The following is a 13,881-nucleotide window of genomic DNA, read 5'->3' on the forward strand; positions in this document are numbered from 1 at the left end:
GCGGTGCTCGCTTTCTCCTGGTGCGCGGTGGCAGAGGAAGGAGGGGGCCGGGCCCCGCGGAGGGGGAGGGTGGGCGGGGCCCGGCCGGAGGGAAATGGTCTGCGGGCGTCGGCCGGTGTCTGCCGGCGTCGGCGGGAGGGGCGTGGAGCGGCGGGTTACGCCGTCCAGTCCAGGATGATCTTGCCGCTGCGGGCGGTGGCGGCCTCGTCGAACGCGGCGTCGAAGTCCCGGTGCGAGTAGCGGCCCGTGATGACGGGGCTGAGGTCGAGCCCGCCCTCCAGCAGCACGGTCATCGCGTACCAGGTCTCGAACATCTCGCGGCCGTAGATGCCCTTGATCGTGATCATCGAGGTGACGACCTTCGCCCAGTCCACCGCGAACTCTTGGGCGGGCAGGCCCAGCATGGCGATCCGGCCGCCGTGCGTCATGTTGTCGATCATGTCGCGCATCGCCTCGCCGCGGCCGGACATCTCCAGGCCGATGTCGAAGCCCTCGCGCAGGCCCAGCTGCGCCTGGGCGTCGGCGATCGTCGCCTTGGAGACGTCGAGGGCGAGGGTGGCGCCGGCCTTGCGGGCGATCTCCAGGCGCTCGGGGCTGACGTCGGTGATGACGACGTTGCGCGCACCGGCGTGCCGGGCCACGGCCGCAGCCATGATCCCGATCGGGCCGGCGCCGGTGATCAACACGTCCTCGCCGACCAGCGGGAACGACAGGGCGGTGTGGACGGCGTTGCCGAACGGGTCGAAGATCGCCGCCACGTCCAGGTCGACGGCGGTCCGGTGCACCCACACGTTCTGCGCGGGCAGGACGACGTACTCGGCGAAGGCGCCGTCGCGCCCGACGCCGAGGCCGACCGTGCTGCGGCACAGGTGGCGGCGTCCGGCCAGGCAGTTGCGGCACTTGCCGCACACCAGGTGCCCCTCGCCGCTAACGAGTGCGCCGATCTCGATGTCGCGGACGTCAGCGCCGAGCGCGGCGACTTCGCCCACGAACTCGTGGCCGAGCACGAGCGGGGTCTTGACCGCGCCCTGCGCCCAGCCGTCCCAGGAGCGGATGTGCAGGTCCGTGCCGCAGATCCCGGTGCGCAGCACCTTGATCAGCACGTCGCCGGGGCCGTACTCGGGCTCGGGGACGTCCATGAGCCACAGCCCGGGCTCGGCCTTGTGCTTGACGAGTGCCTTCATGGGGGTGGCTCCAGGCATGCGGAGGGAACGTTGCGACCACGGGGACGGGTGCGACGTATCGACAGGGACCAATCTGCCGAGCGCGGAGGTGATCAGTCCATCGAGGATTTCTTAAGCGGGTCGACAGCCCAGCTTCACGCCTATGCTCCTCACGTGAAGGGCTGTGGCCTGGGCAGGGGCCCGCGGCCGGGGCAGGGAATGGGGAGGTGGGGGCGTGCCGAGTCTGCGCAGCAGGGCGTTGTCGGTCGCGCTGATCGCGGCGGGACGGCGAAGACGGTTCGCGAGTGCCGAGGCGGTACGCGCACGGGTGGCCGAGTCGGCGCGCCGGCCGGCGTCGCACCTGCCGCCGCGCTCACTGGGCCGGGTCGCCGAGGTCTCCCGCACCTTCGTCGGTGCCTGGCCGGTGTACGACGCCTCGCCGCGCGGGATCGAGCCCGCGGCGCAGGTCCTGTACGTGCACGGCGGCGGGTACATCAACGAGCTGGAGCGACCGCACTGGTCGATGATCCGTACCCTGGTCACGGAGGCGGCGGCCCGGGTCGTCGTACCGGCGTACATACTTGCCCCGCGCGGGACGGCCGACCGGACGGTTCCGGTGGCCGCGGACCTGCTCAGCGGGTTGATCGCGAGCGGCGGAGCGGGCGGCACCGTGCTCATCGGGGACGCGGCGGGCGCCGGGTTGGCGCTGGCCGCCGCCCAGCGGCTGCGCGACCGTACGGGGGCGCAGCCGTCGCGGATCGTGCTGATATCGCCCTGGCTGGACCTGACCATGAGCCACCCGGACCAGGCGGCGATCGAGGCTGCCGACCCGGTGCAGGCCCGGCCGGGGCTGCTGGAGGCCGGTCGGCTGTACGCGGGCACGCTGGCCACGGACGACCCTCGGGTGAGCCCCCTGCACGGAGCTTTCTCGGGGCTGGCGCCGATGACGGTGTTCACGGGCACCCGGGACGTGCTGACCACCGACAGCCGGGAGCTGCTGCGCCGGGCGCGTGCGGACGGGGTCGACGTGGAGTTCCACGAGGAGCCGGGGCTGCCGCACGGGTACCCGTTGCTGCCGGTGCCCGAGGGGCGGGCGGCCCGGGACCGGATCGTGGAGCTGATCAGGTCCGCCGCCGACGACGAGTGACGGAGGGCCGGGCCGCCTGTCGTGCGGTGGGTTCGGCCGGCGGGCGTCCGGTGCGCCCGGCCGGCTGGTGGGCCGTCATGCCGTGCAGGTCATCAGCGAGCTGATCGGCCAGGCGCGGTAGGCGGTCCAGTACGCCTCGTCGCGGGCGCCGTCGGCGGGCGGGGTCCGGTTCGGCTGCCAGCCGACCGTGGAGAAGCCCGCTTCGACGGCGGCCTCGGCGAAGTCGGCGTGCGCCCATTCGCGGAATTCGAAGTCGACCGAGGGCTGGGTCAGGAACTGGGCCTTCAGCAGCGGCGCGTCGCCCTCGTGGACGCGGTCGACGATCCGGACCCCGTACGGCGACCAGTCGACCTGCGGGAACGCGCCGGCGTTGGGCACGATGGCCAGCAGGCGGCCGCCGTCGCGCAGGTTGGCGCGGATCGAGCGGAACATGGCGTGCAGGGCGGACCGGTCGGTGGCGTAGTTGAACAGGTAGACGGCGGTGGCCAGGTCGAAGGGGCCCATCTGCGGCAGTTTGGCCGCGTCGGCGACCACGTACTCGATCGACGCGGCGGGGGCGGGTGCGCCGTCCCGGGGTGCGGCCCCTCCGGCCGCGGCCGCGGTGCCGCCGTCGGCGGTTTCGCCGCCGTCCGCGGTTTCGCCGCCGTCCGCGGAACCCCCGGCCCCCACGGGAGCAGGCGTGCCGGCGGGGCCCACCGCGCCTTCCAGGGTGGCCACGTCGTCCGCGCCGATCACGCCGTGGGCGCGGGCGAGCCGGATCATCTCCTCCGAGGTGTCCACGCCGACGGCCCGCCGGGCGCCGCCGCGGGCCAGCAGCCGCGTGTTGTAGCCGTATCCGCAGGCCAGGTCGAGGGTGTCGAGCCCGCGGACCCCGCCGAGCGCGTCGAGGGCGCCGAGCAGGGTGTGGGTGTCGGCCGCCGAGTAGGCCGCCGTGGACTTCGACGCCACGAAGCGCTCGCCGATGGTGTGGTGCTGGAACCGCATGCTCTGCCTTCCGTGGCGGGGTGGGACGCGTGCGTATCGTGCCCCGGAGCGCGGTCGCGAGGGCCGCGTGCGGCGGCCGGTCCCCCGGACGGGGGAGGCGTTCGGGTCAGTGCGTACGGCGTACGGGGTGTGCGACGGCCGCCGGGAGCAGCTCGCGGGCGCAGTCGCGCAGCCAGGCATGGGCCGGGTCGGCGTCGTGGCGCGGGTGCCAGGCGATGCCGAAGGGCAGCGGCGGCAGGTCAAGCGGTACCTCGAACGCCTCCAGCCCCAGTTCGGCGGCGAGCGGCACGGCCTGTGAGGCGATCAGACCGACGAGGTCGCTCTGGCGCAGGAGGAACAGGGAGGCGGGGTAGGAGCCGACGCAGCCGACCACTCGCCGGGTCAGGCCCAGTTCGGCGAGGGCGGTGTCCACTGGGCCTTCCAGCCGGCCGCGCCGGGAGACGATGAGGTGTTCGGCGGCGGCGAACCGGCTCGGGGTGATCCGGCCCCGCAGTAGCGGGTGGCCGGCGCGGGCGACGCCCAGCATGCGTTCGTCGCAGAGGTGCTCGACGCGCACCTCTGGGGTGCGGCTGTCCACGACGCCGAGTTCGAGGTCGGCGATGCCTTCGCGCAGGGCCGGGACGTCGACGTGGCTCTCCGACAGGAAGCGCAGCCGGACGCCGGGCGCTTCACCGGCCACCCGGGAGAAGAGGGTGGCCCCGAAGGTGGCGGCGAAGGCGTCGTGGGCGAGGACGGTGAAGGTGCGGGTGAGGGTGGTCAGGTCGACCTGTCCGCCCGTCAGGAACAGGGCGCGGGCCCGTTCCACGACGGCCCGGACCTCGCCGTGGACGGCGAGGGCGTGCGGGGTCGGGACCATGTTCCGCCCGGCGCGGACGAGTACGGGATCACCGAGGGCCTTGCGGATCCGGCCGAGGGTGCGGCTCATGGCGGGTTCGGACAGGTGCAGGCGGGCGGCCGCGCGGGACACGCTCGACTCCTCCAGGAGGACGTCCAGGGCGACGAGGAGATTGAGGTCCAGCCCGGATTGCGTCACGCGCATTCATCCCTTGCAGAACTTGCACTGGAAAGCAGGTCACGCCAACCCTACGGTGAAGCACGGGGGATGACACCGACCGCGATGACGCCGGCCGCGCCCCTCGCCGCACCCCACCGCTTCACCGACTCCGAGGAGGAGCCGTGCTCCGCCATGCCCGCAAGCCGGACGCCGCAACTGCTGCCGCAGGACCCGCGGCAGGAACCGCCGCCGGACCCGCCGCGTCACCATCCGCATCGCCGCCCGCGCCACCATCCGCAGGTCCGGCCGCAGGTCCGGCCGCAGGTCCGGCCGCCCCGGCGCGCGCCGCCCTCACCCGGCCCGTACTGCTCGTGCTGTGCGCCTGCGTGCTCGTCGCGCAGGCCATGGTCGCCGCCGTCAACCTGCTGATCCCGCAGCTCGCCGCGTCCGCCCTGCACCCGAGCCCCGGCCAACTCGTGTGGTCGGTCGACGCGTACGTCATCGTCTTCGCCGCGCTGCTGATCCCGGCGGGCGCGCTGGGCGACCGGTACGGCCGCAAGGGCGCCCTGCTGGCCGGGCTCGGGCTGTTCGCCGCCGGCGGGGCGGTCAGCGCGCTCGCCGGGGCCCCGGCGGTGCTCATCGCCGGGCGCGGGCTGTGCGGGGCCGGTGCGGCCCTGATCATGCCCGCCACCATGTCCGTACTGGTCCACCTGAGCCCACCCGAGCGCCGCGGCCAGGTGCTGGCGACGTGGACGCTGGCCGCCGGCCTCGGGGGCCTGACGGGCAACGTCGGGGGCGGCCTGGCCGGGGAGTACCTGACCTGGCGGGCGCTGTTCTGGGCGGTCGTCCCGCTCGGCGTGCTGCTCGCCCTCGCCGTCGCCCGTACCGTCCCCCGCACGCCGGCCCGGTCCGACGCCTCCGTCGACCCCCTCGGCGCGGTGCTGCTGGCCGGGGCTCTGCTCGCGGTCGTCTACGGGATCATCGAGGGGCCCTCGTACGGCTGGGCCTCGGCAGCGGTGCTGACCGCCTTCGGGACCGGAGCGGTGCTGCTCGCCGCGTTCACCGGTCACGCGCTGCGCGCCGCGCGCCCGCTGCTGGACCCCCGGATCTTCGCTTCGCGCAAGCTGCGCGCCGGAGCACTGGGCATCGGAGCCGGCTTCTTCGGCCTGTTCTCCCTGTTCTTCGTCAACGCCCAGTACCTCCAGTACGCGAAGGGCTTCTCGCCGGCCCGGGCGGGCCTGGCGATCGTCCCGCTCACCATCGGCATGGCGCTCGTGCCGAAGCTGGGCGCCCGACTGGCGGAGCGGACGGGGCCGCGGCTGCCGGTCGGCGCCGGGCTGGGCCTGATCGGTGTCGGGCTGCTGCTGGTCGCCACCGTCGACGCGGGCACCCCGTACCCGCTGTACGCCTGCTACCTGCTGGTGCTGTCGATCGGGACGGGCCTGTGCGCGCCCTCTCTGACCCTGACCGTCGTCGCCGAGCTGCCCGCGCACCAGGCCGGGCTGGGTTCCGGGCTGAACACCGCGGCCCGGGAGATCGGCGCCGCGCTGGGGGTGGCGGTGGTCGGCACGGTGCTGGCTTCCCGGTTCCACGGCGATCCGCGGGATCCGGCGCAGATCGGCGCGTTCACGGACGCGATGGGGGTCGCCCTCACCACGGTGGCCGCGGTGCTGCTGGTGGCGGCGGTCGCAGTGGTGGTGGGCTACCGGAACGGCGGCGGCGCGCGACGCGGCCGTTCCCGGGATGCAGTTCCCGACGCCGGGGGCGCATCCTGACTGTGTGACGGCGAGACCGGACAGCAGCGGCCCCGCCAGCGACGCCTCGGCCCGGGAGCTCGCACGGGCCGCCGTCGATGCGGTGCAGGCCGTCGGCGGGTTTGCGGGCGGGGTCTACCTGCGCTCCGGAGCCGAGGGTCCGCTGTTGCTGGCCGTGCTCACGGGGCTGCCGGGACGGCTGTTCCGCCCGTGGTGGCGGATGCACGTGAACCGCCCCTACCCGGTCGCCGAGGCCTACCGCTCCGGACAGCCGGTGCACCTGCCCGACGCGGACGCCGCCATGCGGCGCTTCCCCCAGATGATGGCCGGGCTGCCGTTCCCCTTCGGGTCGGTGTACGAGCCCGTCATGGCCGGGGCGCACCGGTTCGGGGTGCTGTTCGTACTGCGCCCCGCGACCCCCGGGGGCAGGGTCGACGCCGTCGACCGCGAGCGGCTGCGCTCCGCCGCGGACGGGCTGGGCGCGAGCCTCGCCGCGCTCGCCTCGGCCGGGGACCCGGTGACGTGGACGGGCGATCCGGTGTGCGTACCGCCGCCGGACACCGCGCAGGGTGCGCGCGAGGCCGTGGAGCGGCTCTCGCTGGCGCTGCTCTCGATGGACCGCGGCGGCAGGATCCGCTACGTCAACCGGGCGGCCGCCGTTCTGCTGGGGCTGGGTGCGCCGGAGCTGCGCGGGCGGGTGGTGTGGGAGGCGGTGCCCTGGTTGGGGCAGCCCGCGTACGAGGACCACTTCCGCAGGGTGTTCATGTCCGCGCAGCCGGTGCGCTTCCCGGCGCGGCGCGGCCGGCAGCAGAGCGGGGACTGGGTGACGGTGGCCCTGTACCCGAGCCCTGACGGGGTGACGGTCACGATCGGCCCGGCCGATCCGCCTGTGTACCCGCCCGGGTCGGCCGTCCGGGCGGGCACGGGACTCGATTCGCCGGCCGACCGGGCTTCGGCGCTGTACCGGCCGGTGGCGTTGGCGATCGCGCTGACGGAGGCGGTCACGGCCCGGCAGGTGTCGGCCGTGGTCACCCAGGAGCTGCTGCCCGCGTTCGGCGGCCGGCAGCTGGCGATCTACCTGCTCAACGAGCGGCACCTGCACCTGGCGTGGGAGACGGGTTTCCCGCAGGGCTTCTTGGACCGGTTCGACGGGGTGGCACTCGACGCCCGGCTGCCGGGCGTGGAGACGCTGACCACGGGCCGGCCGATGTTCTTCGAGTCGATGGAGCACTTGGCCGCCGCCTATCCGGGGATCCCGCTGGACGCCCACGTGGGGGCGCGCGCGTTCCTGCCGCTGATCGCGTCGGGGCGGCCGGTGGGTTCGTGCATCCTCGGCTTCGACGCGCCGCGCGGGTTCAGCCCGGAGGAGCGTACGGTGCTGACCGCGCTGGCCGGGCTGATCGCGCAGGCCCTGGAGCGGGCGCAGCGTTACGACTCCGAGGCGGCGCTGGCCCGCGGACTGCAGGCGGCGCTGCTGCCGCACCGACTGCCGGTGCGCGAAAACGTGCAGACGGTGGGACGGTACCTGCCCGGTACCCAGGGCATGGACGTCGGCGGGGACTGGTACGACGTGGTCGAGACGACCGATGGCCTGCTGGCGCTGGTGATCGGGGACGTCCAGGGCCACGGGGTGGCGGCCGCCGCGACGATGGGACAGCTGCGCAGCGCGGTACGGGCCTTCACGCTCGGCGGGAGTCCGCCGGAGCAGGTGGTGGCGGGGACGAACCGGCTGCTGATCGATCTGGATCCGGGGCAGTTCGCCAGCTGCTGCTACGTGCTGCTCGACCCGGTGTCGGGCCGGGCGCGAGCGGTGCGGGCCGGGCACCCCCAGCCGCTGCTGCGGCACGCGGACGGGCGGGCCGAGGTGCTGGACCTGCCGGGCGGGATGGTGCTCGGCATCGATGCGGACGCCTCGTACCCGGTGACGGAGCTGCGGCTGGCACCCGGTGCGGTGTTCGCCCTCTACACCGACGGGCTGGTCGAGGAGGCGGGCGAGGACATCGACCTGGGGGTGGAGCGGCTGCGGGCGGCGCTGGCCGCGGCCCGGCCGTCGCCGCTGACGGAGCTGGCCGACCGGCTCGTCGGCGAGGCGGGGGACTTCGCGGACCGGCCGGACGACATCGCGCTGCTGCTGGCCTCGCGGACGAAGGGGGCTCCCGCCGCGAGCGCGACCGGCGCGGCTTGAGCCCGGGAGGATCTTGCGGGGGTGCCCACCCCTTGGGCAGGTGGTGTCGCTGGGAGCACATGTCGGCAAAGCGGAAGAAAATTTGCCTACGTGCCGCTGCGGTTCCCGCACCTGGTCTCTGCGCAGCGTTTACGCGGCCTTAACGCCGCCTTGGGCCTGCCGCAGCCCGCCAGCACGATGGAATCCGCAGCAGGAGAGCTATTGACCTGCGGATCTCGCAGGGTTTCCATGTCGGCCCGGGAGCCACTGAACCACGCTGCTCACCACCGCCTCGGAGGCGATACCGCTCCCGCACCTCAGTTCACCGCACCAGCCGATCGGAACCCCGCACCGATGTCTGAAACGATCAGTGCCCCTCAGGCCCTCGCCCCCGCCACCGGGCCCGTCCCCCAGAAGCTCAAGCGTTCCATCGGCGTCGTCGGCGGGACACTGCTGACGCTGTCGTGCGTGACGCCGGCCTCGACCCTGTTCGTCGTCGTGCCCGACCTGTTCGCCAGCCTCGGCACGTGGACCGCCCTCACGATCGCCATCGGCTCGCTGCTCTGCATCGGCGTCGCGTTCTGCTATTCCGAGCTCGGCACCCTGATCCCCAGCGCCGGCGGCGAGTACGCCATGGTGTCGACCATGGCGGGCCGGCTGGCCGGCTGGCTGGTGTTCGTCCTCTCGCTGCTGGTCGTGATGATCGTGCCGCCCGTGATCGCAATGGGCACCGCCGACTACCTGGCGCCGATCGTGCACATACCGGCCCCGGTCGCGGGTGGCGGCGTGATGCTGCTCGCCACCCTCGCCGGCCTGCTCGACCTGCGGGCCAACGCCTGGATCACCGGCATCTTCCTGGTGCTGGAGGTGGTCGCCGCCGCGCTGGTCGCCGTACTGGGCTTCGTGCACAGCGAGCGGGGCGCCGGCGCGCTGGTGCACGGCACGGTCGCGACCGAGGGCGGCGGTACGTCCACGGTGACCGCGATGATGGTCGTCTCCGGCCTCGCCATCGCCCTGTTCATCACCCAGGGCTTCTCGACCGCGGTCTACCTCTCGGAGGAGCTGGAGAACCCGCGGCGCAACGTCGCCCGCACGGTGCTGGCCACCCTCGCGATCTCCACGGCCGTCATCCTGGTCCCGGTCATCGCCATCACCGTCGGCGCCCCCGACCTGTCCGCGCTCGCCGAGGGCGACCTCGGCGGGATGGTCACCGCCTGGTCCAACTCGGCCGTCGGCACCTTCGTCAGCCTCTGCGTCGCTCTCGCCATCATCAACGCGGGCATCGTCATGGTGATCCAGAACTCCCGGGTGCTGTTCGCCTCCGCCCGTGACAAGGCCTGGCCCGAGCCGGTCAACCAGGCGCTGTCCAAGCTCGGCCGCTTCGGCTCCCCGTGGGTGGCCACCCTCTTGGTCGGCGTCCCGGGCGCGGCCCTGTGCTTCGTCAACCTCGACACCCTGTACGGGGTCACCGGGGTCTCGGTGACCGCCATGTACCTGCTGGTCGCCGTGGCCGCGCTGTTCGCCCGGCGCGGGGCGCACCGCGAGGTGACCGCCTGGCGCATGCCGCTGTGGCCGGCGGTGCCGATCGCGCTGATCGCGGTACTCGGCTACATCCTGACCCAGCAGGAGACCCAGTACCTGCTGTGGACCGGCGGGATCACCGCCGTGGCCACGCTCTACTGGGCGCTGTACCTGCGGCCGCGGCAGGACACCCGCTGGCTGGTCAGCATCCCGGAGGACGGCGAGTCCGCCGCCGTCTGACCGCGCTGCGGCACGCGCCCACGGGGTCATCGGCATGGGCATGGGCGTCGGCGTCCACAGGGGTCAGTTCCCGTCGGCCCCGTCCATGCTGATGACGACCTTGCCGAAGGGAGCGCCCGTCGCGTACTCGCGGTAGGCCGTGCGGGCCTCCTCGAAGGGGTGCACCCGGTCGATGACCGGGCGCAGCCCGTGGGCGGCCACCGCACGGTTCATGTCCTCGAAGCGGGTGCGGCTGCCGACGAACACCCGGCGGATCGTGGCGAGGCTCGACGCGTACGCCGCGTTCGAGATCTCGATGCCGGCCCCGGCGGCGCTGCCGGTGGTCAGCAGGGCGACCTGTCCGTACAGGGCACTGGCCCGGACCGACTGTTCGATGGTCTCGGGGCCGCCCGTCTCGACGACGAGGTCGGCGCCGAGGCCGCCGGTGAGCTCCCGTACGGAGCTGCCCCAGTCGGGGCTCTGCCGGTAGTCGACGACCTCGTCGGCACCGAGCGCCTTGAGCCGGTCCGCCTTGTCGGCGCTGGAGGTGGTCGACACCACGCGGCAGCCGAGGAGTTTCGCGAACTGCACGGCGAAGAGGGCGACCGGGCCGGTTCCGAGGGTCAGTACGGTCTGGCCGGGCAGCAGCGGTTCGCCGCCGGTCAGCGCGCTCCAGGCGGTGACCCCGGCGCAGGGCAGGGTGGCCGCTTCCTCCCAGGTCAGGTGGTCCGGGACGCGCACCGCCCACTGTTCGTCGAGTACGGCGTACTCGGTGAGCATCCCGTCGAGGGTGCAGCCGGGCTGGTCGAAGGCGTCGGGGGTGATCCGGCCGGTGCGCCAGCGCGGGAAGTACGCGCAGGACACGCGGTCGCCCACCGCGAACCGGGTCACGGCCTCCCCGACGGCGACCACCTCGCTGGCGCCGTCGCTGAGCGGCACGACGCCTGGTACGGCGGGCAGCGGGTAGCGCCGGTCGAGGATCAGCAGGTCCCGCTTGTTGAGGGAGGCGGCCCGGACGGCGACGACGATGGCGGTGGGGCCGGCCGGCTCCGGCCGGGGTCCGCCGGAGTCGCGCGGCACGATTCCCTCGATGCCGCCGAATGCTTCCAGGTGGTACGAGCGCATTGCGTCCTCCGCTGCCGTGGGTGCGAGCCGTTGCGCTGCCGAGCTTCCGGCGCCGGGGACACGCCCGGCAATTCCCTGCGGGGAATGGCGGGGTCCGGCCGGCGGCGGCTAGAAAGGGCGCATGGCCCCCACTGCTGCCGCCTCTGCCACCGCGCCCACCCCGTTCGCCCGAGACGTGCGCCGGCGGCGGGCACTGCGCCGGATGAGCCAGCTCGAACTGGCCACCCTGGCCGGAACCACCCAGCGGCACCTCAGCTTCATCGAGAGCGGCCGCTCCACGCCGGGGCGGGCGATGGTGGTCCGGCTCTCCGAATCCCTCGGCCTGACGTTGCGGGAGCGCAACTCGATGCTGCTGAGCGCCGGATACGCGCCGGCGTACGCGGAGTCACCGAGGGAGTCGGCCGCCGTCGGGCCGGCCATGGAGGCCCTGCGGTCGATCCTGACCGGGCACCTTCCGTACCCGGCGGTGGTCGCCGGTCCGCGCGGTGAAATCGTCCTGGCGAACGCCGCGTTCGGGGTCCTGACCGAGGGCGCGGCCGCCCACCTGCTCGCGCCGCCGGTGAACGTGCTGCGGATCGCGCTGCACCCCGAGGGCATGGCGCCGCGGGTGGTGAACCTCGCGGCGTGGGGGCGGCACATCACGGAGAGCCTACGCGCCCGGGCCACCGCCCACCCCGACCCCGAACTCGACTCCCTCATCGCCGAGTTGACCGGCTACCTGCCCCCGGCCCCACCGCCGGGGCCGGACCACCTGGGCTTCGCGGTACCCCTGCGGCTGCGCACCTCCGGGGGCGAGCTCAGGCTCCTGACCACCCTGACGTCGTTCGCCACGGCCGTGGACGTCACCCTGGCCGAGCTCCACCTGGAAGCCTTCCTCCCGGCCGACGCCGCGACCGCCGACCTCCTGCACCGCCGCGCATCCGCCGCCCCCGCCTGACTAGGGCCAGGAAAGCGGTGAAGCCGGGCGCTGGGGACCCGGCTTCACCGTTCAGTTCTTCATGTCACGACGGCGTGCCGCCTGCCGGAAGGATGTGTCAGATCTTCCACAGCTGGTCGGCGAACTTTGCATCGCAGTCGATCTGCTTGACGACGGCGCCGTTCTCAGGCGTCTGCCACGGCACCCACATACAGCGGTTGCTGGTGAGGTTGCGAATCTGATAGCTGCCGCCGGCGACCGGCTCCATCTTCCACAGCTGATCGGCGAACTTTGCATCGCAGTCGATCTGCTTGACGACGGCGCCGTTCTCAGGCGTCTGCCACGGCACCCACATACAGCGGTTGCTGGTGAGGTTGCGAATCTGATAGCTGCCGCCGGCGACCGGCTCGATCTTCCACAGCTGATCGGCGAACTTCGCATCGCAGTCGATCTGCTTGACGACGGCACCGCTGTCGGGCGTCTGCCACGGCACCCACGCGCAACGGTTGCTGGTGACGTTCTTGATCGTGGCCGTGGTGAAGCGGACCTGCTTGATCCAGTCCTGGGCCCCGTCGATGCGGGCACCGAAGGCACCGGTCGCGGTCTGGCCGCTGTCGAGGCACCCACCCTGCCACGAGCGGCTGGTGATACCGACCAGAGCGGGCTTGCCGTTCTCAGTACGCACGGCGGGGCCACCGGCGTCGCCCTTGCATACGGTGGCGTTGGCCGGGGTCTTGGCTGTCAGAGCAAAGCCGACCGCGTCGATGTTGCTGACGGAGAAGGCGGCTGAATGGAGCTTGGAAGGCGCCCACTCGGTGCCGGTGCGACCGAATCCTGCGACGGTGAGCGCCTCACTGGCCGTCAGCGGTGCGGTCGAGAGCGCGATCGGGGTGACATCCAGGGCGGGCTTGGCCAGGCGCGCCATGACCAGGTCCCGGTCGGTATGGGGAGCGAGTTCAATGATATCGGTGGTGTGGCCGCCGGAGGTGGCCAGGTCGGTGCGGCCGACGGTAACGGTCGTCTTGTCCTTGGGCGCCCCGGCACCAACGGAGGCGAGATCGGCGGGGTTGTCCGCGAAGCAGTTCTTTGCGGTGACCACCCAGTACGGGTCGACCAGAGCCGCGGTGCAGAACCGCTTGCTGTCGCCGACGGTGAGCTTGCCGGCGAAAGCGAGCGTGGTGTCGCCGGAAGGCGCAGGGGCGTTGGCGCTGGCCGGACCGGTGACGCGGATCTCGACCAGAGTGCTCCGCGCACCGCCTATCTGGCCCTCACCAACGCTCGCGTAGCCGTCCTTGGCGATCGTGACGGTCTTCGTTGCGCCGTCAGCCGTCAAGCTGGCGGTCAACGGCTGGTCGGCAGCGTCGATGGCGAACACGCGAGGCAGCTCAAGGGTGAGCAGGCCAGTCGCGGCGCTGGAGGCGAAGCAGTACGTCCCGGCCCGGTTGGCAGCGGGGTCTTCGACGGTCATGACACGAATCTGCTTCGCGTCGGCCTTGCAGTCGGCGAGCGTGATGTTGCCGTCGCCACGGACGAGCTTGATGCCCTTCTGCGCCAGGATCTGGGCCGCTCCGGGGTAGGCACCGTCCTCGGACGCGAATGGCGCGGCGGGCTCGGTGGCAGCGGACGCGAGCGGGGTGGGCACGACGGCGGCGATAGTGAGGGCTGCGACGGGCAGCCATCTGCGTGTACGCACTTGTGATCTTTACTTCCCAGGAAGGCGTCCTCACGCGGAGAACGTGCGCGAGGACTGGTCGGCGAGGAGCAGCGGATTCGCCAGGGCGTGGCACGGGCCGGGATCGCACCGAACGCGGAGCACCCCATCGGTCGAGCTTGTCGCGAGTGCCACTCGTCGGTTGCTCTGCGGTGGAGGGCGGCCAAACCGATGAACGACAGA

At 73.0% G+C, this 13,881-nt stretch carries 10 protein-coding genes; 5 read left to right on the top strand and 5 right to left on the bottom strand.

The window, feature by feature from the left end:
• Positions 1-155: 155 nt before the first annotated feature.
• Entirely contained in the window at positions 156-1,184 is a 1,029-nt protein-coding gene (gene tdh / locus OHA65_RS05765) for an L-threonine 3-dehydrogenase (RefSeq protein ID WP_327282027.1), read from the bottom strand.
• A gap of 214 nt (positions 1,185-1,398) precedes the next feature.
• On the opposite strand from tdh, the gene OHA65_RS05770 reads away from it, so the two are divergent.
• Positions 1,399-2,310 (top strand): alpha/beta hydrolase, encoded by a 912-nt coding sequence (locus OHA65_RS05770; RefSeq protein ID WP_327282028.1) that lies wholly within the window; start codon positions 1,399-1,401, stop codon positions 2,308-2,310.
• Between the two features lie 75 nt (positions 2,311-2,385).
• Here OHA65_RS05770 and OHA65_RS05775 read toward each other — a convergent pair whose 3' ends face one another.
• Both OHA65_RS05775 and OHA65_RS05780 read right to left on the bottom strand, forming a co-directional pair.
• Positions 2,386-3,294, bottom strand: coding sequence for a class I SAM-dependent methyltransferase (locus tag OHA65_RS05775; RefSeq protein ID WP_327282029.1), 909 nt, complete (start codon positions 3,292-3,294; stop codon positions 2,386-2,388).
• Positions 3,295-3,400: 106 nt separating this feature from the next.
• Positions 3,401-4,333 carry a LysR family transcriptional regulator gene (locus OHA65_RS05780; protein WP_327282030.1) on the bottom strand — a complete coding sequence of 311 codons (933 nt, stop codon included), beginning with the start codon at positions 4,331-4,333 and terminating at the stop codon, positions 3,401-3,403.
• Between the two features lie 320 nt (positions 4,334-4,653).
• Between OHA65_RS05780 and OHA65_RS05785 the strand changes: the two genes are divergently transcribed.
• The 3 genes from OHA65_RS05785 (at position 4,654) to OHA65_RS05795 (ending at position 9,967) form a co-directional block, all read left to right on the top strand.
• Entirely contained in the window at positions 4,654-6,063 is a 1,410-nt protein-coding gene (locus OHA65_RS05785; RefSeq protein WP_405763374.1) for an MFS transporter, read from the top strand.
• Positions 6,032-8,227 (top strand): SpoIIE family protein phosphatase, encoded by a 2,196-nt coding sequence (locus tag OHA65_RS05790; RefSeq protein ID WP_371646003.1) that lies wholly within the window; start codon positions 6,032-6,034, stop codon positions 8,225-8,227. The genes OHA65_RS05785 and OHA65_RS05790 overlap by 32 nt, the downstream gene beginning before the upstream one ends.
• Positions 8,228-8,560: 333 nt before the next feature.
• The gene (locus tag OHA65_RS05795; RefSeq protein ID WP_327282032.1) at positions 8,561-9,967 is read left to right on the top strand and encodes an APC family permease; all 1,407 of its coding nucleotides are present in this window, start codon (positions 8,561-8,563) and stop codon (positions 9,965-9,967) included.
• A 63-nt stretch (positions 9,968-10,030) separates the two neighbouring features.
• On the opposite strand, the gene OHA65_RS05800 is transcribed toward OHA65_RS05795, so the two are convergent.
• Entirely contained in the window at positions 10,031-11,071 is a 1,041-nt protein-coding gene (locus tag OHA65_RS05800) for an NAD(P)-dependent alcohol dehydrogenase (protein WP_405761410.1), read from the bottom strand.
• Positions 11,072-11,192: 121 nt separating this feature from the next.
• On the opposite strand from OHA65_RS05800, the gene OHA65_RS05805 reads away from it, so the two are divergent.
• Positions 11,193-12,008: a helix-turn-helix domain-containing protein gene (locus OHA65_RS05805; protein WP_405761412.1), complete on the top strand. Its 816-nt coding sequence runs from the start codon at positions 11,193-11,195 to the stop codon at positions 12,006-12,008.
• A 97-nt stretch (positions 12,009-12,105) separates the two neighbouring features.
• Here the strand turns inward: OHA65_RS05805 and OHA65_RS05810 are convergent, their stop codons facing one another.
• Positions 12,106-13,629 carry a trypsin-like serine protease gene (locus tag OHA65_RS05810; RefSeq protein WP_405761415.1) on the bottom strand — a complete coding sequence of 508 codons (1,524 nt, stop codon included), beginning with the start codon at positions 13,627-13,629 and terminating at the stop codon, positions 12,106-12,108.
• Positions 13,630-13,881: the final 252 nt, after the last annotated feature.

Source organism: Streptomyces sp. NBC_00045, assembly GCF_045041095.1.
Taxonomy (GTDB): domain Bacteria; phylum Actinomycetota; class Actinomycetes; order Streptomycetales; family Streptomycetaceae; genus Streptomyces.